This is a genomic window from Hydrogenophaga sedimenti (assembly GCF_051857515.1).
Lineage (GTDB): Bacteria > Pseudomonadota > Gammaproteobacteria > Burkholderiales > Burkholderiaceae_C > Hydrogenophaga.
The window spans coordinates 1-22,327 of the sequence record NZ_JBPZHA010000003.1; the positions used below are offsets into that span (position 1 = coordinate 1).

The following is a 22,327-nucleotide window of genomic DNA, read 5'->3' on the forward strand; positions in this document are numbered from 1 at the left end:
GAACCCATCGGCTACATCCCGCCGGCCGAGGCTGAGGCAAACTACTGGCGGCAACTCGCCAATCAGGCCGCAACAACGGCCTGACTTAAACCAACCAGCCTCCACGATTCCCGGGGCGGTTCACAATAGTTTCCCCCGTCACATCAAAGAGCACGATAAGTCCGGGCTCGTTCATGGCAACGTGAGCTGAGAAAGCAACTCGTAGGTGACATCGGTATTGGTGGCAGAGGTCACCGCTAGGCGGGCGGCTTGGTAGCCAATAACTGCGTCCTTATCCAGGTCGTACTGCAATTGCTGCGTGAACGCAGGACGGACCATGTCGTTGCTGTACTCGCGGTAGAGGATGGAGATAGTCTTGCCAGACCTTCCCGTGTACACAAGCTCTTTTCGGAACTCATTGTTCTGCGTGCCAGACGGCTCGTTTTTGACTGTGCACGTTAGCCCCTCGACAATCTTGCGTTTGATGGTCGAGTCGTCGGGACTGCGCCAGAGTAGCCACAGCACTCCCGCCTTGGTGAGCTTGTACATGACCACGATTTCGTCTTCATCGTTGAGCTTTCCTCTTTCGTACTCCAGCACGGAAGATCGGAACTCGCCAAAGTATCGCGATCCTTCACCATCAAGGTGCGTGACAACGTAACGTCCTGATCCAAGGTCTATGCGGTACTGATCTTCTCCGCTGTCACTCGACCAAGTCACTGCAGATGACCCGCTGACTGTCACGTAGTCCTTTACGTTGAAAGACCGCAAGCTGACCATTGGCATCCCCACGGCCGCTGTGACTTTGGTCCCCAATGCCGGCACGTGGAACGTGCTTGGTAGGGCCCCTGCGACTTGGAGACCCAGCAGAGACGCTGTTGTGTATCGGTCTGGTGCGGTGCCGCGATGGCGTGCACAACCAGACAAGGCGACCGTTGCCGCGAATAGCCCTAAGCAATCTCGTCTACGCATGTATTCCTCCTCTTGAAGGAATCATAGTCTCGACTGAAGCCCCAGCTGGGTCCGATGGTCCCAAGTCCCGATCGCCGTGGTTTCTCCAATACGTAGAAGCGTTGGCCCCGACGGAACTAGCAAGGCGTTCATCCCAATAGCCAACCCATCGCGCTACCCATCACTCCTTCAGCGACGTAGTGCAGTCAAATGACACCACATGAACCAAGAACTGAATGAATCACGTTGAAGGCCAAGCCTGCCGTGGCACCGAAAGACACCAGATGGCGCCCAACATAAGTGGTCACCGTCTCCGCAAGGGCACCAGAAACAAAGCGACTCCCATGTCGCTTTTTTTGTTTCCGGCCTTGCTTCTCACATCATTTCAGGAGGAAAACCAGATGAAAAAATCGGTCGCCTTGCTGCTCATCGCGGCATCGTCGGGGTTCATGGCACACGCCCAGACCATCGGAAGCGTCGTGAGCGGCAGCCTGGAAATGATGGACACCAGCAATTCCTCGGTCTATGCCAAGGTCCCGCTTCCCGAAGGCAGCTGGGAGTTGTTCGACTCGGCCACCAGAACCAGCAACGGCGGCGGCCGGGGCGAGCTGCGCGATGTCCGCCTGATGCAGTTCTCCGGCGAGCCCGGCAGCCAGAAGCTGCTCCATGCCATCGAGATCACGATGAAGGTCAACAGTCTCAAACTGAACTGGCTGGATGAACCCTGCAAAGTCGATCCGGTTCTGGCGAAGAATGATTTCGGCACCAGCATGTTCAAACAGAAGTGCCTGACCCTGCGCTCCGAGCTTTTCCTCCAGAACAACAACAAGACGACCCTCAAGGCCCTGGAGATGCTGGCCGGCCGCAAGGTCACCCACGACTACAACGCACTGGTACTGACCTACTCCCGGTACGGGGACTTCGGCCAGTTCCTGGTCGTGCGGGAGTACTTTTTTCCGTCGGCCTACGGCCTCGAGAATCCCAAGGTCGCCATCGCGAACGATTCGCCCTGGCATCCTGTCCGGTTCGCGGAGGTTCCGCAACGCAAGGCGTTCGCAGACGCGGTGTTCGCATACGGTGAAAAGACCGCCCCGGCCTTTGACCTGGCCTACATGCGGAAAGACCCGCCGGCGGTGCCGGCCTTCAAGCCCTGAGCACTGCCCCGGGGGGCCTGCCGATTCAAGCGGCCCGGTGAGTTGCCGATATGCGGAATACAAGGTCGATCCGGCACTTTTGCCGGCGGCCGTCCGCACATGCCCACCGCCTCCACCAATGCTCCGAACCCGCTGCTGGTCCTGCTGGACTTCGTGGCGAGCCCGTTGCTGCTGTTCAACGCGGAAGGCGGGGTGGTCTTCGCCAACCAGGCGGCCAAGGCCATGCGCTGCCGGCCCAGCCTGCTGCTGGGCAGCGACCCCAACGTGCGCGCACTGGCCAAGGACATCGCGGCCGGAAAAATCACGGCCAGCACCGAACTGAGGATCGAGGCGATGTCCGACGACGGCATTGCCCGTCTGGTCTGCCGCAGTGCCCCCAAGCCGATCGCCGGCCTGGTGGCGATGGCGGTGTCGGCCGCTGAAGTCGAGCAGCCCGACACCGGCGAGCGCACGCCCGACCCGGCCGACCAGCGCCTGTCGCTGCAGCAGATCATGGAGCTGCTCAAGGCCGACCTGCTGCCGCCGATCCAGCAGGTGCTCGACCAGCCCGCCGCCCCCGTCGGCCTGTCCGCCGGCCTGGAGCAGTTGCGCGAGCGGCTGGAGCGGCTGGTCGATCTGGTCAACGTCTTCGGCGAGGACGTGCTGATCGGCGAAGAGCGCATGATCGTGCCCGACCTCGTCCGCGGCATCTGCCAGGAGCTCACCCCGATGGCGCAGGCCAAGGGCGTCTCTTTTGTGATCGAGGGTGTGCGGGACGACCTGCCGCCGGTCTATGGCAGCCGCCGCCTGATGCGGCGCGCCCTGCGCGAGTGCCTGCACAACGCGCTCGAACACGCCCGCGAAGGCGTGCGCACTAGCGAGACCGTCGCCGTCGGGGTGAACTTCCGCGGCTCGGGCCAGTACCTGCTGGTCAACATCCACAACATCGGCACGCTCTCGGCCGCCGCGCTCTCGCGCCACGCTGCCGCGATCTTCCGTCCCTCGTCCGAAGGCGCGCCCACCGAGGTCGACGCCAGGGAAGGCCTGCACATCGGCCTGCCCCTGACACAACGCATCCTGCAGATGCACGGTGGCCAGTTGCGCATCGAGCAGGACAGCGCCCAGGAGCTGGATGTGATGCTGGAGCTGCCCACCGGCGCCCCCCTTCGCAGCACGCAACACCTTGACATGCTGCAGGCGCAGATCTACGCCGAAGACCTGTCGAAACTGATGGCCAGAACCCGCAAACGGAGCCCTGCATGACCACCCGCATCCTCATCGTCGATGACCAGCCCGACATCCGCAAGCTCATCCGCCTCACATTGCAGCACCTGGACGACATCGAGGTGCATGAGGCCGACAACGGCGGCGACGGCTGGCGCCTGGCGCAGGACATCAAGCCCGACCTGATGCTGCTGGACGTGATGATGCCCGGCGAGCTCGACGGCTACCAGGTCTGCACCAAGGTCAAGAACGACCCGCTGCTGGCCGGCCAGACCAAGGTGATCCTGCTGACGGCCCGCGCCCAGGTGGAAGACCAGGAACAGGGCCGCAAGGCCGGCAGCGACGCCTACCTGACCAAGGCGTTCAGTCCGCTCAAGCTGCTGGATCTGGTGGACAACATGCTCGGCCGCACGGTCTGAGCGCCACGGCCTGCATGTCCATGCATCGCTTGCGGCCCACGCTCAGGCACTGGCTGTCGGCGCGCTCCCTGCGCACCCAGCTGCTGATGATCACGGTCGGCCTGAGCCTGGCCGGCCTGCTCATCGTGATGCCGCTGTCGTTGCAGCGCCAGCAGCGGCAGACCGAAACCGAAAGCCGCGAGTGGGCCGGTGCGCTGGCCATCCTCGCGGCGCACGCCAGCAGCGTGCCGCTGGCGGAAAACGACTTTGCCACCCTCGATGGCGCCCTGCAGGAAATCGTCGCACTGCCGGGCGTGCAGAGCGTGCAGGTGGTCCGGTCCGGCGGCGTGCCGGTGCTGCTGGTCAAGCGGCTGGACGGGGACCGGATCGTCTCGGTGCGCCAGCGCCACGCGCCACCGAAAGCGCCGCCGTCGGAGGGCCTGGTGGTCGGCGCAGACGAGCTGCTGGCCAGCGCGAGCCTGGAGGCGACCAACCGGGGCAGCGTCGGGCGGGCCGTCGACTTCGCCCAGTTCGAGCGCGACGGCTGGGTCGAAGTGAGTTTCAGCTTTGCCGGGCGCATGGCGGTCGACCGGCGGGAGTGGCTGGTCACCTCCACCGGCACCCTGATGCTGGTGCTGCTCGGCCTGGCCTTGTTCACGCTGTTCCTGCGCCGCACCATCCAGCCGATCCGCGCCCTGGCCGAGTACGCCAGCACCCTGGCGCGATCGCCGGGCGAGACATTGCGCCAGCGCTGGGGAAGCCAGGAGGTGCGCGAGCTGGGCCGGGCGCTGAACTGGTCGTCGCAGGAACTGGCGCGCCGCATCAGCGAGACCCAGCAACGCCTCTCGCGCATGCACGCGATCCTGGACACCGCGGCCGACGCGATCATCGGCGTGGACGCGGAGGGCCGCATCGTCAGCGCCAACCCGGCGGCGGAGCGCATGTTCGGGCTGGAGCTGGCGGTGCTGATGGGCGGCTCGCTGGCCGACTATCTGCAGAACATGGACGCGGCCCGGCTGCGCCAGACCATGGCCGACGGCATGCTGATCCACAGCACGCAAAGCCGCATCGGCCGCGTGGAAATCGACGCCAACCGCCACGGCGGCACGCGCTTCCCGGTCGAGGTGCTGATCGGCGAGATCGCCGACGACCAGGACATCCGCTACACCTGCATCGTGCGCGACCTGACCGACATGAAGCTGGCCGAGGAGTACCTCACGCTCTACGGCCGCGTGCTCGACTGCACGCCCAACGGCATCTCGGTCAGCGACGCGCGGCGCTACCCGCAGCCCATCGTGCACGTCAACCCGGCGTTCACCCGCATCACCGGCTACGCGGCGCGCGAGATCCTGGGCCGCGACGCCAGCCTGCTCGAAGGTCCGCTGACCGACAAGGACGATCTGGCGATGCTCTCGCACACGGTCCAGAACGGCAGCGAGATCAAGGTCACGCTGATGAACTACCGCAAGGACGGTTCGCTGTTCCACAACAAGCTGTCGGTCTCGCCGGTGCGCGACGCCAGCGGCGAAATCACGCACTACATCAATGTGATCGAGGACGTGAGCGCCCAGGTCGAGGTCAAGCAGCGCCTGATCAAACGCACGGCGCGGCTGAACGCCACCTTCGATCTCAGCCCCGACGGCTTCGCGGTGTTCGACGCCAAGCAGGAGCTGATCTCCAGCAATCCGGCCTTCCGCGCGATGGTCGGCGAGGTGCCGGCCTGGAGTTCCCTGGATCGCTTCGATGCCTGGTTCAGCAACCTCTGCGAGGAGCCGGAAGACTACCGTCCGATCGTCGGCTCGCTCCACAACAGCGCCAAGCAAACCATCGTGCTGGCCCGCCCCTCGCGCAAGGTGCTCGAGCGCGTCATCCGCCGCAACCTCGGCGACAGCGGGGAGACCTTTGTCTACTTCCGGGACATCACCCACCAGTTCGAGGTCGACCGCATGAAGAGCGAGTTCCTCGCCACGGCCGCCCACGAACTGCGCACCCCGCTGGCCAGCATCCTGGGTTTCACCGAGCTGATGCTGCACCGCAAGTACACCGAAGAGCGGCAGAAAGACCTGCTGCAGACCGTGCACCGGCAGGGCACGCTGCTCAACAACCTGATCCAGGAACTGCTCGACCTCTCGCGCATCGAGGCGCGCCAGGGCAAGGACTTCCGCATCGTTCCGACGCCGCTGGCCGCCATCGTGCGGGCCTCGGTGCAGGGCATCACCCACCAGGAACTCGGCAGGGAAGTGGCGATGGGCGATCTGCCCGATGTGCAGGCCATGGCGGACGCCAGCAAGATCGAACAGGCGCTCACCAACCTGCTGAGCAATGCGTTCAAGTACTCCCCGCACGGCGGCCAGGTCTCGCTGGACGTGCGCCTGATCGAACACGGTGGCGAGGAGCAGGTCGTGATCGAGGTGCGTGACCAGGGCATCGGCATGACACCGGAGCAGCTCTCGCGGGCCTTCGAGCGGTTCTACCGCGCCGATGCGTCGGGCAACATCCCGGGCACCGGCCTGGGCCTGAACCTGGTCAAGGAAATCGCCGAGATCCACGGTGGCGGCGTCGAACTCGCCAGCCAGCCGGGCGTTGGCACCACGGCCAGCCTGCGGCTCAAGCTGGCCACCGCGATCGCCGACGCCGGCGAAGCCCTGCCCGCCTGATCAGCCGGGCAGGAACAGCGACTGCAGGTCGCTCAGGAAGTCGAAGCCGCGCTCGGTCGGCCGCACCCAGACGCCCTCCTGTGCCAGCCAGCCCTTCTGCAGTCCCTCGCGCAAGGCGGCGTCGATGGCCGAGAGCGGCAACCCGGTGCGCGCGCCGAAGTCGGTCAGGCTGAAGCCTTCGCGCAAGCGCAGCGCATTGAGCATGTACTCGAACGGCAGATCGCGCCGCGCCACCTCTTCCACGCTCACCACCGCGTCGCCCGCCAGCGCCTTGTCCATGTAAAGGCGCGGTTCGCGCGCCCGCACCTGCCGCACCACACGGTGCGCAAAACTCAGCTTGCTGTGCGCGCCGGCACCGATGCCCAGGTAATCACCGAACTGCCAGTAGTTCTGGTTGTGGCGGCTGCGATGGCCACGCCGCGCATAGGCCGAGACCTCGTAACGTTCCAGCCCCGCTTCACCGGTCAGCTCGGTGATGCGGTCGAGCATCGCGTAGGCCTCGTCGTCCTCGGGCACCACCGGCGGGAACTTGGCGAACACCGTGTTGGGCTCGATGGTCAGGTGGTAGATCGAGATGTGCGGCGGCTGGAAGCCCAGCGCGGTGCGGATGTCGGTCTCGCACTGCACCAGTGTCTGCCCCGGCAGCGCATACATGATGTCCAGGTTGAAGGTGTCGAACGCACCCGCGGCCTCTTCCACCGCGGCCAGCGCCTGGGCCCGGTCGTGCACCCGGCCCAGGGCCTTGAGGTGCGCGTCGTGAAAACTCTGCACGCCGATCGACAGCCGCGTCACGCCCGCCTGGCGGAACGCCTTGAAGCGGTCCTTTTCAAAGGTGCCGGGGTTGGCTTCGAGCGTGATCTCGGCGTCGGCGTCGAGCCGCACCAGCGCCCGCACATCGCCCAGCAGCCGGTCGATGGCGTCGGGGGAGAACAGGCTGGGCGTGCCGCCGCCGATGAACACCGTGTGGACTGGCCGGCCCCAGATCAGCGGCAGCGCTGCCTGCAGGTCGGCCCGCAGCGCATCCAGGTACGGCTGCTCGGGCAGCGCCTGGCCCGGCGCCGAGGTCGCGCTCCATTCGTGCGAGTTGAAGTCGCAGTACGGGCACTTCTTCAGGCACCAGGGCAGGTGGATGTAGAGCGACAGCGGCGGCAGGCCCTGCAACTGCAGGGTGCCGGGGCGCATCCAGTGTTGGAGTTGCTCTGAGGAATTCATGGGCAGGGCACCGCCGAACCGGCTTTGCCGGGCGGCAGGTGCCGCCCCCGGGAGGGGGTGACGCCGAAGGCGGCGCGGGGGTGATTCATGTCAACCAACGTTCGCGCATCAACGCCAGCATTTGCTGAGCCGCCTTGCCGCGGTGGCTGTTGGCGTTCTTCACCTCGGTCGGCAGCTGCGCGAAGGTCTTGCCGAAGGGTGGCAGCAGCAGCACCGGGTCGAAACCGAAGCCCCGGTCACCGATGCGCTCCTGCGTGATCAGCCCCGCCGCACGGCCCGTGGCCACCAGCGGCTCCGGGTCGTCGGCGCTGCGCAGCGCCACCAGCGTGCTCACCAGCGCGGCGCGGCGGTCGGTGATGCCCTGCATCTGCTCCAGCAAGGCGCGCACGTTGTTGTCGTCGCTCTTTTCATAGCCGAACTGGGTGGCGTAGAAGGCCGTGTCCACGCCCGGCAGACCGCCAAAGGCCTCGACGCACAGACCCGCATCATCGGCCAGTGCCGGCAGGCCACTGACCTGGGACGCATGCCGCGCCTTGGCCAGCGCGTTCTCGATGAAGGTCTTGTGCGGCTCCGGCGCCTCGGGAATGCCCAGATCCGCCTGGCGCACCAGTTCCACGCCCAGCGGCGCGAACAGCGCCTGCAGTTCGGCCAGCTTGCCCTTGTTGTTCGAGGCGAGGACCAGCTTCATTCGCCGAGCGATTTCTTCTGCGCCACGATCAGCTCGGCAATGCCCTTGTCGGCCAGTGCCAGCAGTGCATCCATTTCCTTGCGCGTGAAGGCCACGCCTTCGGCCGTGCCCTGCACCTCCACGTAGTGGCCGGCGCCGGTCATCACCACGTTCATGTCGGTATCACACGCCGAGTCTTCGACGTACTCCAGATCCAGCAGCGGCTGGCCGTCCAGGATGCCGACCGAGATCGCGGCCACATGGTCCTTGATCGGCGAGGCGGTCAGCTTGCCTTCGGCGATCAGCTTGTTCACCGCGTCCTGCGCAGCGACGAAGGCACCGGTGATGCTGGCGGTGCGCGTGCCGCCATCGGCCTGCAGCACATCGCAGTCGAGCGAAATCGTGCGCTCGCCCAGGGCCTTGAGGTCGAACACCGCGCGCAACGAACGGCCGATCAGGCGCTGGATCTCCTGCGTGCGTCCGCTCTGCTTGCCCTTGGCGGCTTCGCGGCTGCTGCGCGTGTGGGTGGCGCGCGGCAGCATGCCGTATTCGGCCGTGACCCAGCCTTCGCCGCTGCCCTTTTTGTGCGGCGGCACCTTCTCTTCCACCGACGCGGTGCACAGCACCTTGGTGTGGCCGAACTCGATCAGCACCGAGCCTTCGGCGTGCATGGTGTAGCCGCGGGTGATGCGCACAGGGCGCAGCGAATCGTTGGCCCGCTGACCGGGCCGGCTGGAAATGCTCATGGGGAAACCTCAGGAATTGCGTTCAGCGGTACGCCGGATCGCTTCATTGATCTCGGCGATCGAACGTTCGATCGCCTCGTCGTCCATGTCCTCGATCGTCGGATCGGGCACACCGGACTGGATGGTGGACGCGAACACGCCCTCTTCGATCTCCTCGGTGGAGATGCGGGTGGACTGGAATTCGCCCGGCGTCTCCCATTCCATTGCCAGCACCGTCACGTTGTCGCAGCGCGGGCCACCGCGCTTGAGCGCCATCTCGACCAGTTCGGGCACCGCATGCTCCAGCGGCTGGGAAGCCATTTCGGCGGCGATCTCGAAGTCCTTGACCGTGCCCCAGAGGCCGTCCGAGCACAGCAGCACCCGGTCGCCCTGCTGCAGCTGCACCGGGCCGGACAGGTCGAACACCGGCTTGGCCGGCGACCCCAGGCAGGTGAACAGGATGTTGCGGTTGATGTGCGCGGTCGCACGGCCCAGATGTGCCTGCTGCTCCATGTAGGAGTGGTCGCGCGTGCGGGTCAGCAACTCACCGTTGCGGATCAGGTACAGCCGCGAATCGCCGCAGTGCACCCAGTGCATGTTGCCGCGCTCCATCACCGCCGCCACCAGCGTCGTGCGCGGTGTGTCGAGCATGCCTTTCTCGGCGGCGTAGCGGATGATCTGGTGGTGCGCCGCCATCAGGGCGCTGGAGAGGAACTCCGGCACTTCCTTGACCGTGGGATTGGCGGCCTTCTGGAAATACGCCGACAGGGTCTGCAGCGCCAGCTGCGCAGCCATGGCGCCTTCGGGGTGTCCGCCCATGCCGTCGGCCAGCACAAACAGCCCCGACTCGCGCGTGTAGGCGTAGCCCATCCGGTCTTCGTTGCGCTCCCGACCGCCCTGACGGCTGATCTGGTAGACCGAGAACTTCATTTGAACTTGGTCCCGGCCACAGTGGACTTGCGGGGTGACTTCTTGTTGTCGGAGACGATGTTGTCGAACTGCAAGCGCATCTTCTCGGCCACCGTCAGCTTGGTGTAGCTGCGCTCCGTCTCACGGCTGAGTTCCTTCTGCAGAGCAAACACCGATTGCGGGCGCGAGAGCGGATCAAGCGACATGCACCATTCGACCACCTCGATGAGGTTGTCGGAATAGACGCCGCGCAGACGGGAGAGCGCGAGCGACAGACGGTCTTTTTCGAGCCGCTGCGGTGCGTCGTTGGGCGGATAGCCCTGCATGCTGGCGTAGATGCAGGCACCAATGGCGTAGATGTCGGTCCAGGGCCCCATCGACGAATCGCGGCGGTACATCTCGGGCGCGGCAAAGCCGGGCGTGTACATCGGCCGGATGAAGTTGCCTTCCTTGGACAGCACTTCGCGCGCGGCGCCGAAGTCGATCAGCACGGCACGGTTGTCGTCGGTGATGAAGATGTTGGCGGGCTTGATGTCCAGGTGCAGCATCTTGTGCTGGTGCACGATGCGCAGGCCGCGCAGCACCTCGTCGTACAGCGAGCGGATGGTCGACTCGCGGAACACCTTCTGCTTTTTCAGCTCGCGCGCCGTGATGATGAATTCCTGCAGGGACGAGCCCTCCAGGTAGTTCATCACCATGTAGACGGTTTCGTTCTCGCGGAAGAAATTGAGCACGCTCACCACCGACTGGTGCGAGATCTGCGCCAGCGCGCGGCCTTCCTCGAAGAAGCTCTTGAGACCCAGCCGGTAGAGGGAGAGTTTTTCGGGCTGCACCTGCGGCAGCAACTCACCGGGAGCGCGCGTCGCCAGCGACGATGGCAGGTATTCCTTGATGGCGACCTGCTGACCTTCGGTGTCCACCGCGAGGTAAACGACACCGAACCCGCCCGCTGCCAGCTTGCGAACGATCCGGTAACCACCGATGACGGTGTCCGGCGGCAAGGAAGCAGGTTTGACCTTTGACATAATTGGAGGAGAGTCCGGACGCCTTGTTATGGACCATTCACACGGATCGGATCCCAGTCTCATGGCAGTTTACAGCATGACCGGTTACGCGACGGCCCAGCATGGCGGCGGGCCCGCGGACGAGGCCGGACGGGAAACCGGACCGGTTCTGGGCATGGAAATCCGGTCGGTCAACAGCCGGTTTCTCGACCTGACCTTCAAGATGTCGGACGACCTGCGCGGCACCGAGCCGGCGCTGCGCGATCTGCTGGGCGCCCGCCTCAAGCGCGGCAAGGTCGAAATCCGGGCCTGGATCGAGGGCAAATCGGACGGCGGCCTGCGGGCTCCGTCGCCGGCCGAACTCCAGCGCCTGGTCGGCCTGCAGGACAACATCCTGGCCTGGCACCCCAAGGCCGCCCCTTTGTCGGTCGCCGAGCTGCTGCAACTGACGTCCCGCCAGCAGGCGCTGCCCAGCGGCCTGCACGAGAACCTCTTGTCGCTGGCCCAGACGGTGCTTGACGGTTTCGTCGGCGCACGCGAACGCGAAGGCAAGCGCCTGGCCGACATGCTGCTGGACCGCCTCAAGCAGCTGCGCCAGCTCGCCCGCGAGGCGCAACCCCTGATTCCCGAGCTGGTCGCCCAGCAGCGCCAGCGCTTCATCGACCGCTGGAATGAAGCCCTGGGCGCGGGCCAGAGCCTCGGCACGCCCACGCTGTCGGCCGACGCGGTCCAGGAGCGCGCCCTGTCCGAGGCCACGGCCTTTGCGATCCGCATCGACGTGGCCGAAGAGCTGACGCGACTGGACTCCCACCTCGAAGAGATCGAGCGCCTGATCAAGAAGGGCGGCGACGTCGGCAAGCGGCTGGATTTCCTGATCCAGGAACTGCACCGCGAGGCCAACACCCTGGGCTCCAAGTCGTCCAGCCTGGAGCTGACCCGCATCTCGGTGGACATGAAGGTGCTGATCGAACAGATGCGCGAACAGGTCCAGAACCTGGAATGAACTGATGGAATACCCCGGAAACCTGTTTGTCGTCGCGGCCCCCAGCGGGGCCGGCAAGTCCAGCCTGGTCAAGGCGCTGATGGAACTGGACCAGCGCGTCTCGCCCTCGATTTCCCACACCACCCGCCCACCGCGTGGACAGGAAGTGCACGGCCGCGAGTACTACTTTGTCAGCCACGAGACCTTCAACCAGATGGTGGCGCAGGACGCCTTCCTCGAATGGGCCCATGTGCACGGCAACCGATACGGCACCTCCAAGCAGGCCATCGAGCAGCGCATCGCCCAGGGCGTCGACGTGGTGCTGGAGATCGACTTCCAGGGTGCGATCCAGGTCAAACGCATCTTCCCCAACGCCGTGCTGGTCTTCATCCTGCCGCCGAGCTGGGAAGAGCTGCGCTCCCGCCTGGAGCGGCGCGCCGAGGACAGCGCCGAGGTCATCGAAGTGCGGCTCAAGAATGCTGCCCATGAGATGGCACACGCCAAGGAATTCGATTTCGTTATAATCAACGAGTTGTTCGAGCGCGCCTTGTTCGACCTCAAGGCCATTGTCCACTCGCAGCGACTGCGCTACACCGCGCAGCGCATCACCCGCAGCGAGACCTTCCAGGCGCTCAACATCTCCTGATTCCCCTGCTTTCCTACCGAGGCCCGCACATGGCACGCATCACCGTCGAAGACTGTCTGGAAAAAATCCCCAACCGCTTTCAGCTCGTGCTGGCCGCGACCTACCGTGCGCGCATGCTGAGCCAGGGCCACGCCCCGAAGATCGAAAGCAAGAACAAGCCGGGCGTGACCGCCTTGCGCGAGATTGCCGAAGGCAAGGTCGGCCTGGAAATGCTCAAGAAGGTCCCGACCTGATCTTTCTGGTCCGGCCCCGATGAAAAAAGCCCGCTGAGTCAGCGGGCTTTTTCTTTGGTCCGGAGAAAGCCGCTCAGGCCGCGCCGATGTGAGGCACCAGCGCGCCGGCATCCTGACCGGCCTTGTGCGCCGCCGTGAACGCCAGCATGCGGTCGATCGGCTGGCGTGCGCGCGGGATCAAGGCCGGATCGACATGAATCTGGTGCAGGCCCTTTTCCAGCACCTCGGCCACGCCGGCCAGGCCGTTCATGGCCATCCAGGGGCAGTGCGCGCAGCTCTTGCAGGTGGCGCTGTTGCCGGCGGTGGGCGCTTCGATGAACACCTTGCCCGGGTTCTGCTGGCGCAGCATGTGCATCATGCCGTTGTCGGTGGCGACGATGAACTCGGTCGCATCCAGCTCGCGCGCGGCCTTGAGGATGGCCGAGGTCGAACCCACGGCATCGGCCAGCTTCACCACCTCGGCCGGGCTTTCGGGGTGCACCAGCACCTTGGCCTTGGGGTGTTCCTTCTTGAGTGCTTCCAGCTCGAAGGACTTGAACTCGTCGTGCACGATGCACGAGCCGTTCCACATCAGCATGTCGGCGCCGGTTTCGCGCTGGATGTAGCCACCCAGGTGCTTGTCGGGCGCCCAGAGGATCTTGTGGCCCTTGTCCTTGAGCGCTTTCACGATGTCCAGCGCGCAACTGGAGGTGACGAGCCAGTCCGACCGGGCCTTCACGGCGGCGCTGGTGTTGGCATAGACGACCACGGTACGGTCGGGATGCTGGTCGCAGAAGGCGCTGAAGTCGTCGATCGGGCAGCCCAGGTCCAGCGAGCAATTCGCGTCCAGGTCGGGCATCAGCACCGTCTTCTCGGGCGACAGGATCTTGGCCGTTTCGCCCATGAAGCGCACACCCGACACCACCAGGGTGGTCGCCGCATGGTCGCGACCGAAGCGCGCCATTTCCAGAGAATCGCTGACGATGCCGCCCGTTTCGACCGCCAGGTCCTGCAGGTCCGGGTGCACGTAGTAGTGCGAGACCATGACGGCGTTGCGCTCCTTGAGCAGGCGGCGGATGCGCTCCTTGAGCTCGGCGCGCTGCTTCGGGCCGGGCTCGACCGGCACCCTCGCCCAGGCGTGTCTGGTCGGGCAGGCCGGCTGTTCGTATTCGACGTCGATGATGGCGTTGGCGGTCATGTCGGTCCTCAGAGGGTTTCGAAGCGCATGGAAAAGTCGGTGGCCTTGACGTCTTTGGTCAGCGCACCGATGGAAATGCGGTCCACGCCGGTTTCGGCCAGCGAACGCACCGTGGCCAGGTTCACGCCCCCCGAAATCTCCAGGATCGCCCGGCCGGCGTTGCGACGCACTGCTTCCTGCAGCGTCGGAATGTCCATGTTGTCCAGCAACACCATGGTCGCTCCGCAGGCCAGGGCCTCGTCCAGCTGAGCCAGGTGTTCCACCTCGATCTCGACGAAGCGGGCCTGCGGCGCGGTCTCTTGCACCCGTTTGAGCACCGCCGCCACGCCCCCCGCAGCGGCGATGTGGTTTTCCTTGATCAGCACCGCGTCGTAGAGCCCGATGCGGTGGTTCACACCCCCACCGGTCTTGACCGCGTACTTCTGCGCCAGCCGCAGGCCGGGAATGGTCTTGCGGGTATCGACGATGGCGGCGCGGGTGCCCTTGGCGGCGTCGACAAACACGGCCGTCTTGGTGGCGACCGCGGAAAGCAGTTGCAGGAAGTTGAGTGCCGTGCGTTCGGCGGTCAGCAGTGCCTGGGCGTTACCGTCGATGTGCAGCACCACCTGATCGGCGGCGCAATGTCCCCCCTCTTCCACGTGCCAGGTCAGCGTCGCCGACGGGTCACAGGCCAGCACGGCCGCCTCGACCCAGGGCCGGCCGCAGATGACGGCGTTTTCGCGCGCCAGGATGCGCGCGCGAGCGCGGCGATCACCTGGCACAAGCGCAGCGGTCAGGTCCCCGCTGCCAACGTCTTCGGCCAGCGCGCGCGCCACGTCGCCGCGCGCCAGTCCGGCCAGGTCCGCAGCGGTGAATTCGGAGAGGTGTTTCATGGGCAGAAGCATAACGGGTGGGGGAAGGCGGGATGGACTATAGTCCGCCCCAAATCGACCACCCGCTGAGGGGACATCACCATGAGCCAGACCCACGCCCAGGCACCCGCCACCGGCACCCCGTACGGCACGCTGCCGTCCGCTTCTCCGCTGCCTCAGCGCAAACCGGTGAGCCTGCCGCGGCTGCAGGAAATGCGTGACCGTGGCGAGAAGATCACCATGCTCACCGCCTACGACGCGACCTTCGCGGCGGTCGCGGACGCAGCGGGCATCGAATGCATCCTGGTCGGCGATTCGCTGGGCATGGTCTGCCAGGGCCTCTCCAGCACCGTCGGCGTCACGCTGGACACCATGCGCTACCACACCGAAAGCGTGGTGCGAGGCCTGCTACGGGTGCAAGCCACCGCCTGGGTCATCGGCGACCTGCCGTTCGGCAGCTACCACGAGAGCAAGGAACAGGCGCTGCGCAGCGCGGCCGAACTGATGCGGGCCGGCGCCCACATGGTCAAGCTCGAGGGCGGCGGCTGGACAGCCGACACGGTGCGCTTCCTGGTCGAACGCGGTATTCCGGTCTGCGCCCACCTAGGTCTGACGCCACAGACGGTGCATGCCCTTGGCGGTTACCGCGTGCAGGGCCGCGGTGATGCGGCTGCGTTGCAGCTGCGGCAGCACGCCATCGAACTGCAGGACGCCGGCGCCACCATGCTGGTGCTGGAGATGGTGCCGGCCGCGCTGTCGGCCGAAATCACGCAGGAACTCAAGACCTGCCACACCATCGGCATCGGCGCCGGCAAGGGCACGGCCGGCCAGGTGCTGGTGATGCACGACATGCTGGGCATCAACCTGGGCAAGAACCCGAAGTTCGTGCGCAACTTCATGGACGGTGCGGCCAGCGTGCGCGACGCCATGGCCGCCTACGTCGCCGCTGTCAAGGACGGCAGCTTCCCGGACGACCAACTGCACGCCTGGTGAAGCTGCGCCGGTCACAGCGACTGCTGCGCACGCGGGACGAAGCGGTCAACGAACTGCGCGGCGACCTGCAGACGCACTCCTGGCCGCGCGCGCAGATGACCCTGCTGGTCTCGCTGACCGGAGGGGCCGGGCTGCTGGCCTCGTTCCTGATGCTGCATGCGGGCGTCGAACGCATGGCGCTGCGCTACCCGCTGGCGCTGACCGCGGCCTATGGCGCCTTCCTGCTGCTGCTCTGGCTCTGGCTGCGCACCAAGGCGGACGACTGGACCGATGTCCCCGACGCAGGCCTGGACTTGCCGATTCCTTCGGGGCGCGGCGCCGGGTCCTGGACCTCGGGCGGGGGCGGCAACTTCGGTGGTGGAGGCGCGAGCGCAAACTTTGACCCGCCGGTGCCACTGCAGGCGTTTGCCCCCGGCCGGTCCGCCTCCGTGTCCAGCGATGTCGGCGGCGGCCTCTCGGACGGGCTGGCCGACGGGCTCGATTCCATCGGCGACGCGGCCGACGCCGACGAGCTCGTGATTCCCCTGCTGGTGATCGCGCTGGCCGTGGGCCTGGCGCTGTCGTCCTTCTATGTGATCTACAGCGCCCCGACGCTGTTTGCCGAGCTGCTGCTCGATGGTGCGCTGTCGGCCTCGCTCTACAAGCGCCTGCGCGGCATCGAGCGGCGCCACTGGGTGTCGACCGCGCTGCGCCGCACCGCCCTGCCGTTCGTCCTCACCGCGCTGTTCCTGGCCGCCGTCGGCTGGAGCCTGCAGGCGGCTGCACCAGGCGCCCGCTCGGTCGGCGAAGCCATCCACCAGGTCTCTGTCAACCCCTGAGGGCTGGCGATAATCCCCTGACCGATCCAACCTTGCTTTCCCGCATGAAGCTCGTCCACACCATCGCCGATCTGCGCGCCGCACTGGCGCCCCACCAGTCGCCCGCCTTCGTGCCCACGATGGGCAACCTGCACGACGGGCACCTCGATCTGGTGCGCCAGGCCCAGCCGCTGGGCGATGTGACCGTGTCCAGCATCTTCGTCAACCGCCTGCAGTTTGCGCCGCACGAAGACTTCGACACCTACCCGCGCACCCTGCAGGCCGACTGCGCGCGACTGGAGCAGGCCGGCTGCGACATCGTGTTTGCACCCTCGGAAAAAGAGCTCTATCCCGAGCCGCAGGTCTACAAGGTGCAACCGCCTTCGGACCTGGCCGACATCCTCGAAGGCCATTTCCGACCCGGGTTCTTCATCGGGGTCTGCACCGTGGTGATGAAGCTGTTCCAGTGCGTGTTCTCCGACGCCAAGGGACCCCGCTACGCCCTGTTCGGCAAGAAGGACTACCAGCAGCAGATGGTGCTGCGCCGCATGGTGCAGCAGTTCGCGATGCCGATCGAGATCATCGCGGGCGAGACGCAGCGCGCCGCCGACGGCCTGGCGCTGAGTTCGCGCAACGGCTACCTGAGCGAGGCCGAGCGTGCCGAAGCGGTGCAGCTGTCGCTGGCGCTGCGCGCTCTGGCCCGTGACGCGCTGGCCGCCGCCGGATCTCTGCCGGACAAGCGCGAAGCGCTGGAAGCCAACGCCATGCGTGCACTGGCGCTGCGCGGCTGGGGTCCGGACTACCTGACCGTGCGCCGCCGCGCCGACCTGCAGCCGCCGCGCGCCGAAGACGCGCTGACGCCGCAGTCGCTGGTGGTGCTGGGCGCGGCGCGCCTGGGCGGCACGCGCCTCATCGACAATTTCGAGATCTGACCCACCCCCGCGCCGGGCTTCGCCCGTCACCCCCTCAAGGGGGCGATGCGAGCGGCCCGGCGAAGCAGGTTCCGCCGCATCCTGCGGAGAACAATCGTGCGCGCCGGACGCTGCCTTCGACGGCTAGAGACTCTCTTCTTTGGGATCGCGGCCCATCAGGGCGGCCACCGCTTGCGCGGGTGCCAGGCGTCCGTCCAGCAGGGCCACCACGCCTTCGCTGATCGGCATGTCCACGCCGAGCAGGCGGGCGCGCTGCACCACGGTGCGGGCACTGTAGACCCCTTCGGCCACGTGGCCCAGTGAATCGACCGCCTGCGACAGGCTCAGGCCCTGCGCCAGCAACTGGCCGACCTTGCGGTTGCGCGAGAGGTCGCCGGTGGCGGTCAGCACCAGATCGCCCAGGCCGGACAGACCCATGAAGGTTTCGGCGCGGGCGCCCAGCGCCAGCCCCAGCCGGGTCATCTCCGCCAGACCGCGCGTGATCAGCGCGGCGCGGGCGTTCAGGCCCAGCGCCAGGCCGTCGCACAGGCCGGTGGCGATCGCCAGCACGTTCTTCACCGCACCACCCACCTCGACCCCGATGGCGTCTTCGTTGGCGTAGACGCGCAGCGTCGGCCCGTGGAACGCCGCCACGAGCGCTTCGCGCACGCTGGCATGCGCGCTGGCCGCCACCAGGGCCGTCGGCTGGCCACGCGCGACTTCCAGCGCAAAGCTCGGGCCGCTGAGCACGCCCGCCTTCAGCGCCGGCGCCACGGCAGCCTGGATCTCGTGTCCGAGCAAACCGGTGGTGGCCCCTTCACCCAGCGGAGCTTCGAAACCCTTGCACAGCCAGGCCACCGGCGCGGTGTGCGAGGCCAGTCGCTGGAGCATGCCGCGCAGCCCCGCCATGGGCGTGGCCACCACCACCAGGTCGGCCCGCGCCAGCACTTCGGCCGGCCAGGACGCCTCGTCCCCGGACAACTGCAGGCCTGGCGGCAAGGCAGCGCCGGACAGATAGCGGGTGTTTTCTCGCGTGGCGCGCATGGCCGCCACCTGTGCACCGTCGCGCGCCCACAGGGTCACCCGGTGGGGTTCACCGGGCAGGCGGGCAGCGGCAATGGCCAGCGCGGTGCCCCAGGCACCGGCGCCGAGAACGACGATATCCATCGTCGGCGAACGCGTCGGGGCTTACTGCGTAACAGCGCCGGCGGCCTGCGCCTGCTGCTGTTCGTACATGGCCTGGAAGTTGATTTCGGCCAGGTGCACCGGGGGGAAACCGGCGCGCTGGATCAGGTCGGCCACATTGCCGCGCAGGTACGGGTAGACGATCTGCGGGCAGGCGATGCCCATGATCGGACCCATCTGGTCTTCGGGCAGGTGGCGGATCTCGAAGATGCCGGCCTGCTTGGCTTCGACCAGGAACACGGTCTTGTCCTGGATCTTGGTCTGCACCGTGGCGGTCACGGCGATTTCGTACACACCGTCCGCGACCGGAGCGGCTTCCACACCCAGCTGGATGTCGACCGAGGGCTGCTCCTGTTCCAGCAGGATGGCCGGGGAATTGGGCTGCTCCAGGGACGCCTCCTTGAGATAGACGCGCTGGATCTGGAAGATGGGGTCTTGGTCGGCCATAAGAGCTTTCGGATGGAATCGGGAATGAACAGGGCCCGCCCGGGGGGTGTCCCGCAGCGGGCCCAACGAAGGATTATCTCAGCAGCGCCAGCGCGCTCAAGCCTGCAGCAGCGGCACCAGACCGCCTTGGCGGTCCAGCGCGTGCAGGTCGTCGCAACCACCGACGTGGGTCTCGCCAACAAAGATCTGCGGCACGCTGGTGCGGCCGGTGATCTTCGCCATCTGCGCCCGCAGATCGGGCTTGCCGTCGACCACGATTTCTTCGTAGTCGGTCACGCCGCGCTGCTGCAGCAAGGCCTTGGCACGACTGCAGTAGGGGCAATAGTCGCTGGAATAGATCTTCACGTGTGCCATGTCGGGTTCCTGCTCAGCACCGGCCGCTCAGGCCTTCTCCACCGGCAGGCTGGCCGCGCGCCAGGCGCCCATGCCGCCCGTCAGCGATCGGGCGTTTTCATAGCCCAGGCCCTTGGCGATCGCGACGGCGCGCTTGGAGCGCGCGCCGGATGCACAGACCAGCACCAGCGGCAGGGTCTTGTTCTTGACCGTGCCTGCCAGCTTGGCTTCCAGCTCGCCCAGCGGCACGTTCTTCGCGCCGGTCACGTGCCCCGCCGCGAATTCTTCGGCGCTGCACACATCCACCACCACCGCCTTCTCGCGGTTGATCAGCTGCACCGCTTCAGCGGGATTCACCCCGGCCGCGCCGCCGCCGGTCGTCAGGGTCGGCCACAGCAACATCCCGCCCGAGGCCAGGGCCACGGCAAACAGCATCCAGTTGTCCAGAAAAAAACTCACAAAGCGCCTTTCAGATCGGTCAAGCATGGGATTTTAGAATGTGGGGCTGTCCGGCGATGGCCGACGGCCCCCGAATGCCCCTTTTCCCCTGACCCAACGCCCTCTTTGCCCATGTACAAGCTCGTCCTGATCCGCCACGGCGAATCCACCTGGAACCTCGAAAACCGCTTCACCGGCTGGACCGACGTGGAACTGACCCCCACCGGGGTGTCGCAGGCCATGTCCGCCGGCAAGCTGCTCAAGGCCGAAGGCTACGAATTCGACGTGGCCTACACCTCGGTGCTCAAGCGCGCCATCCACACCCTGAACTACTGCCTGGACGAGATGGACCGCAGCTGGCTGCCGGTGATCAAGGACTGGCGCCTGAACGAGCGCCACTACGGCGGCCTGCAGGGCCTGAACAAGGGCGACATGGCCAAGCAGTACGGCGACGAGCAGGTGCTGATCTGGCGCCGCAGCTACGACACCCCGCCGCCGGCCCTCGAAGCCAATGATCCGCGCGGCCAGCGCCAGGACCTGCGGTACGCCAAGCTCCAGCCCGAGCAGGTGCCGCTGACCGAGTGCCTCAAGGACACGGTGGCCCGCGTGCTGCCAATGTGGAACGAGGTGCTGGCCCCGGCCATCCAGGGTGGCCAGCGCATCGTGATCGCCGCCCACGGCAATTCGATCCGCGCCCTGGTCAAGTACCTGGACAACATCGGCGACAACGACATCGTGGGCGTGAACATCCCCAACGGCATTCCGCTGGTCTACGAACTGGATGCCGATCTCAAGCCGATCAAGTCGTATTACCTCGGCGACGCCGAGGCCGCCGCCAAGGCCGCGGCCGCCGTCGCCGCTCAGGGCAAACGCTGAGCCGCCGGTAAGGAACCGAATCGCGGGGCCATGCTCCAAGGTGTATATTGGCCCGCAGGCCCGTGGCAGAACGCCCGGGCCAGCGCATTTTTCGGGGTATTTGGATGGGCAAGCAAGTGAATCAGAAGCTGAAAATCGCCGGCTGGGTGGCCGCGGGTGCCTTGGCGGGCTCGCTGACCACGGTGCAGCTTCAGGCGGTGGCGCGCGGTGCGCTCGCTCCCCTGCCGCTGGAAGAGCTGCAGCAGCTCGCCGCAGTGTTCGGCATGGTCAAGACCGACTATGTCGAGCCGGTGGACGAGAAGAAGCTCATTTCCGAGGCGATTTCGGGCATGGTCTCCAGCCTCGACCCGCACTCCCAGTACTTCGACAAGAAGTCGTTCAAGGAATTCCGCGAGGGCACCAGTGGCCGTTTCGTCGGTGTGGGCATTGAAATCACGATGGAAGACGGCCTGGTCAAGGTCGTCTCCCCGATCGAGGATTCGCCCGCCTTCCGCGCCGGCCTGAAGTCGGGCGACCTGATCACCAAGATCGACGACACCGCCGTCAAGGGCCTGTCGATCAACGACGCGGTCAAGCTCATGCGCGGCGAGCCGCGCACCAAGGTGCTGCTGAGCATCTTCCGCAAGGACGAGAACCGCAGCTTCCCGGTCACGATCACCCGCGAAGAGATCAAGACGCAGAGCGTGAAGGCCAAGATGGTCGAGCCCGGCTACGCCTGGGTCCGCGTCTCGCAGTTCCAGGACCGCACGGTCGAGGACTTCGCCAAGAAGGTCGAAGACCTCTACAAGGCCGACCCGAAGATCAAGGGTCTGGTGCTGGACCTGCGCAATGATCCGGGCGGCCTGCTGGACGCGGCCGTGGCCCTGTCGGCGGCCTTCCTGCCCGAGAACGTCACCGTCGTCTCGACCAACGGCCAGCTGGCCGACAGCAAGTTCACCTACACCGCAGCACCACAGCACTACCTGCGCCGTGGCGGCCCGGATCCGGTGGCCCGCCTGAGCAAGGTGACCAATGGCGCTCTCAAGAACGTGCCACTGGTGGTGCTGGTCAACGAAGGCTCGGCATCGGCCAGCGAGATCGTGGCCGGCGCCCTGCAGGACCACAAGCGCGGCATCATCCTGGGCAGCCAGACCTTCGGCAAGGGCTCGGTGCAGACCGTGCGCCCGCTCGGCCCCGACACCGGCCTGAAGCTCACCACAGCCCGCTACTACACGCCGGGCGGCAAGTCGATCCAGGCCAAGGGCATCGTGCCCGACGTGATGGTCGACGAGACGCCCGAAGGCAACCTGTTTGCCGCGCTGCGCACCCGCGAAGCCGATCTGACCAAGCACCTGACCAACGGCAACGAAGCCAAGCCGGGTGATGCGCCCATGACCGACGCCCAGCGCGCGGCCGAACAGCAGCGCGACAAGGACCGCGAGGAGGCCCGCAAGCGCCTGGAAGAAGAGTCGAAGAAGAACCCGGGCCAGCGGCTGGTGCCCGAGTTCGGCAGCGACAAGGACTTCCAGCTGCAGCAGGCGATCAACAAGCTCAAGGGCCGTCCGGTGCTGGTCAGCAAGACCCAGACCGAGCGCCCCGAAGAGAAGAAAGAAAACTGAT

At 66.3% G+C, this 22,327-nt stretch carries 24 protein-coding genes; 12 read left to right on the forward strand and 12 right to left on the reverse strand.

The window, feature by feature from the left end; all coding sequences use genetic code 11:
* Nucleotides 1-171: 171 nt before the first annotated feature.
* Nucleotides 172-579 carry a hypothetical protein gene (locus ACS5NL_RS05050; protein ID WP_439352559.1) on the reverse strand — a complete coding sequence of 136 codons (408 nt, stop codon included), beginning with the start codon at nt 577-579 and terminating at the stop codon, nt 172-174.
* 695 nt (nt 580-1,274) lie between these two features.
* Between ACS5NL_RS05050 and ACS5NL_RS05055 the strand changes: the two genes are divergently transcribed.
* The 4 genes from ACS5NL_RS05055 (at nt 1,275) to ACS5NL_RS05070 (ending at nt 6,342) form a co-directional block, all read left to right on the forward strand.
* Nucleotides 1,275-2,084, forward strand: a complete 810-nt coding sequence (locus tag ACS5NL_RS05055; protein ID WP_439352560.1) for a hypothetical protein — start codon at nt 1,275-1,277, stop codon at nt 2,082-2,084.
* Nucleotides 2,085-2,183: 99 nt separating this feature from the next.
* Complete coding sequence (locus tag ACS5NL_RS05060; protein WP_439352561.1) at nt 2,184-3,326, forward strand: sensor histidine kinase; 1,143 nt, start codon at nt 2,184-2,186, stop codon at nt 3,324-3,326.
* Nucleotides 3,323-3,706, forward strand: coding sequence for a response regulator (locus ACS5NL_RS05065; protein WP_439352562.1), 384 nt, complete (start codon nt 3,323-3,325; stop codon nt 3,704-3,706). Before ACS5NL_RS05060 ends, ACS5NL_RS05065 begins: the two co-directional genes overlap by 4 nt.
* A 14-nt stretch (nt 3,707-3,720) precedes the next feature.
* Nucleotides 3,721-6,342: a PAS domain S-box protein gene (locus ACS5NL_RS05070; protein ID WP_439352563.1), complete on the forward strand. Its 2,622-nt coding sequence runs from the start codon at nt 3,721-3,723 to the stop codon at nt 6,340-6,342.
* Here ACS5NL_RS05070 and hemW read toward each other — a convergent pair whose 3' ends face one another.
* From hemW to ACS5NL_RS05095, 5 genes are all read right to left on the reverse strand, one after another.
* Nucleotides 6,343-7,554: a radical SAM family heme chaperone HemW gene (gene hemW / locus ACS5NL_RS05075; protein ID WP_439352564.1), complete on the reverse strand. Its 1,212-nt coding sequence runs from the start codon at nt 7,552-7,554 to the stop codon at nt 6,343-6,345.
* An 85-nt stretch (nt 7,555-7,639) separates the two neighbouring features.
* A complete protein-coding gene (gene rdgB, locus ACS5NL_RS05080; protein WP_439352565.1) occupies nt 7,640-8,242 on the reverse strand; it encodes an RdgB/HAM1 family non-canonical purine NTP pyrophosphatase in 603 nt (200 codons plus the stop codon).
* A complete protein-coding gene (gene rph, locus ACS5NL_RS05085; RefSeq protein ID WP_439352566.1) occupies nt 8,239-8,967 on the reverse strand; it encodes a ribonuclease PH in 729 nt (242 codons plus the stop codon). Before rph ends, rdgB begins: the two co-directional genes overlap by 4 nt.
* A 9-nt stretch (nt 8,968-8,976) precedes the next feature.
* On the reverse strand, nt 8,977-9,876 hold the full coding sequence (locus tag ACS5NL_RS05090; protein WP_439352567.1) for a PP2C family protein-serine/threonine phosphatase: 900 nt from the start codon (nt 9,874-9,876) through the stop codon (nt 8,977-8,979).
* The gene (locus ACS5NL_RS05095; protein ID WP_439352568.1) at nt 9,873-10,880 is read right to left on the reverse strand and encodes a serine/threonine protein kinase; all 1,008 of its coding nucleotides are present in this window, start codon (nt 10,878-10,880) and stop codon (nt 9,873-9,875) included. Before ACS5NL_RS05095 ends, ACS5NL_RS05090 begins: the two co-directional genes overlap by 4 nt.
* Before the next feature lie 61 nt (nt 10,881-10,941).
* On the opposite strand from ACS5NL_RS05095, the gene ACS5NL_RS05100 reads away from it, so the two are divergent.
* Genes ACS5NL_RS05100 through rpoZ form a run of 3 tightly spaced genes read left to right on the forward strand, consistent with a single transcriptional unit; the run spans nt 10,942 to nt 12,720 of the window.
* Nucleotides 10,942-11,862 (forward strand): YicC/YloC family endoribonuclease, encoded by a 921-nt coding sequence (locus ACS5NL_RS05100; protein WP_439352569.1) that lies wholly within the window; start codon nt 10,942-10,944, stop codon nt 11,860-11,862.
* A 4-nt stretch (nt 11,863-11,866) separates the two neighbouring features.
* The gene (gmk, locus tag ACS5NL_RS05105; protein ID WP_439352570.1) at nt 11,867-12,487 is read left to right on the forward strand and encodes a guanylate kinase; all 621 of its coding nucleotides are present in this window, start codon (nt 11,867-11,869) and stop codon (nt 12,485-12,487) included.
* Between the two features lie 29 nt (nt 12,488-12,516).
* Nucleotides 12,517-12,720, forward strand: coding sequence for a DNA-directed RNA polymerase subunit omega (gene rpoZ, locus ACS5NL_RS05110; RefSeq protein WP_066158523.1), 204 nt, complete (start codon nt 12,517-12,519; stop codon nt 12,718-12,720).
* Between the two features lie 73 nt (nt 12,721-12,793).
* Here rpoZ and nadA read toward each other — a convergent pair whose 3' ends face one another.
* Nucleotides 12,794-13,897 (reverse strand): quinolinate synthase NadA, encoded by a 1,104-nt coding sequence (gene nadA, locus ACS5NL_RS05115; RefSeq protein WP_439352571.1) that lies wholly within the window; start codon nt 13,895-13,897, stop codon nt 12,794-12,796.
* A gap of 8 nt (nt 13,898-13,905) precedes the next feature.
* Entirely contained in the window at nt 13,906-14,769 is an 864-nt protein-coding gene (gene nadC / locus ACS5NL_RS05120; protein ID WP_439352572.1) for a carboxylating nicotinate-nucleotide diphosphorylase, read from the reverse strand.
* Nucleotides 14,770-14,850: 81 nt separating this feature from the next.
* On the opposite strand from nadC, the gene panB reads away from it, so the two are divergent.
* Genes panB through panC form a run of 3 tightly spaced genes read left to right on the forward strand, consistent with a single transcriptional unit; the run spans nt 14,851 to nt 17,470 of the window.
* Nucleotides 14,851-15,741, forward strand: coding sequence for a 3-methyl-2-oxobutanoate hydroxymethyltransferase (gene panB / locus ACS5NL_RS05125; protein ID WP_439352573.1), 891 nt, complete (start codon nt 14,851-14,853; stop codon nt 15,739-15,741).
* Nucleotides 15,738-16,559: a hypothetical protein gene (locus tag ACS5NL_RS05130; protein ID WP_439352574.1), complete on the forward strand. Its 822-nt coding sequence runs from the start codon at nt 15,738-15,740 to the stop codon at nt 16,557-16,559. The genes panB and ACS5NL_RS05130 overlap by 4 nt, the downstream gene beginning before the upstream one ends.
* 44 nt (nt 16,560-16,603) lie before the next feature.
* Entirely contained in the window at nt 16,604-17,470 is an 867-nt protein-coding gene (gene panC, locus ACS5NL_RS05135; protein ID WP_439352575.1) for a pantoate--beta-alanine ligase, read from the forward strand.
* A 123-nt stretch (nt 17,471-17,593) separates the two neighbouring features.
* On the opposite strand, the gene ACS5NL_RS05140 is transcribed toward panC, so the two are convergent.
* The 4 genes from ACS5NL_RS05140 to ACS5NL_RS05155 form a co-directional block, all read right to left on the reverse strand.
* The gene (locus ACS5NL_RS05140; RefSeq protein ID WP_439352576.1) at nt 17,594-18,616 is read right to left on the reverse strand and encodes an NAD(P)H-dependent glycerol-3-phosphate dehydrogenase; all 1,023 of its coding nucleotides are present in this window, start codon (nt 18,614-18,616) and stop codon (nt 17,594-17,596) included.
* A gap of 21 nt (nt 18,617-18,637) precedes the next feature.
* Nucleotides 18,638-19,081: a protein-export chaperone SecB gene (secB, locus tag ACS5NL_RS05145; protein ID WP_439352577.1), complete on the reverse strand. Its 444-nt coding sequence runs from the start codon at nt 19,079-19,081 to the stop codon at nt 18,638-18,640.
* A 96-nt stretch (nt 19,082-19,177) separates the two neighbouring features.
* The gene (gene grxC / locus ACS5NL_RS05150) at nt 19,178-19,435 is read right to left on the reverse strand and encodes a glutaredoxin 3 (protein ID WP_439352578.1); all 258 of its coding nucleotides are present in this window, start codon (nt 19,433-19,435) and stop codon (nt 19,178-19,180) included.
* A 27-nt stretch (nt 19,436-19,462) separates the two neighbouring features.
* The gene (locus ACS5NL_RS05155) at nt 19,463-19,873 is read right to left on the reverse strand and encodes a rhodanese-like domain-containing protein (protein ID WP_439352959.1); all 411 of its coding nucleotides are present in this window, start codon (nt 19,871-19,873) and stop codon (nt 19,463-19,465) included.
* A gap of 111 nt (nt 19,874-19,984) precedes the next feature.
* Here ACS5NL_RS05155 and gpmA point away from each other — a divergent pair, with 111 nt between their 5' ends.
* Together gpmA and ACS5NL_RS05165 are read left to right on the forward strand one after the other, a co-directional pair.
* Complete coding sequence (gene gpmA / locus ACS5NL_RS05160; protein ID WP_439352579.1) at nt 19,985-20,728, forward strand: 2,3-diphosphoglycerate-dependent phosphoglycerate mutase; 744 nt, start codon at nt 19,985-19,987, stop codon at nt 20,726-20,728.
* Between the two features lie 116 nt (nt 20,729-20,844).
* Nucleotides 20,845-22,326, forward strand: coding sequence for a S41 family peptidase (locus ACS5NL_RS05165; protein ID WP_439352960.1), 1,482 nt, complete (start codon nt 20,845-20,847; stop codon nt 22,324-22,326).
* Nucleotide 22,327: the final 1 nt, after the last annotated feature.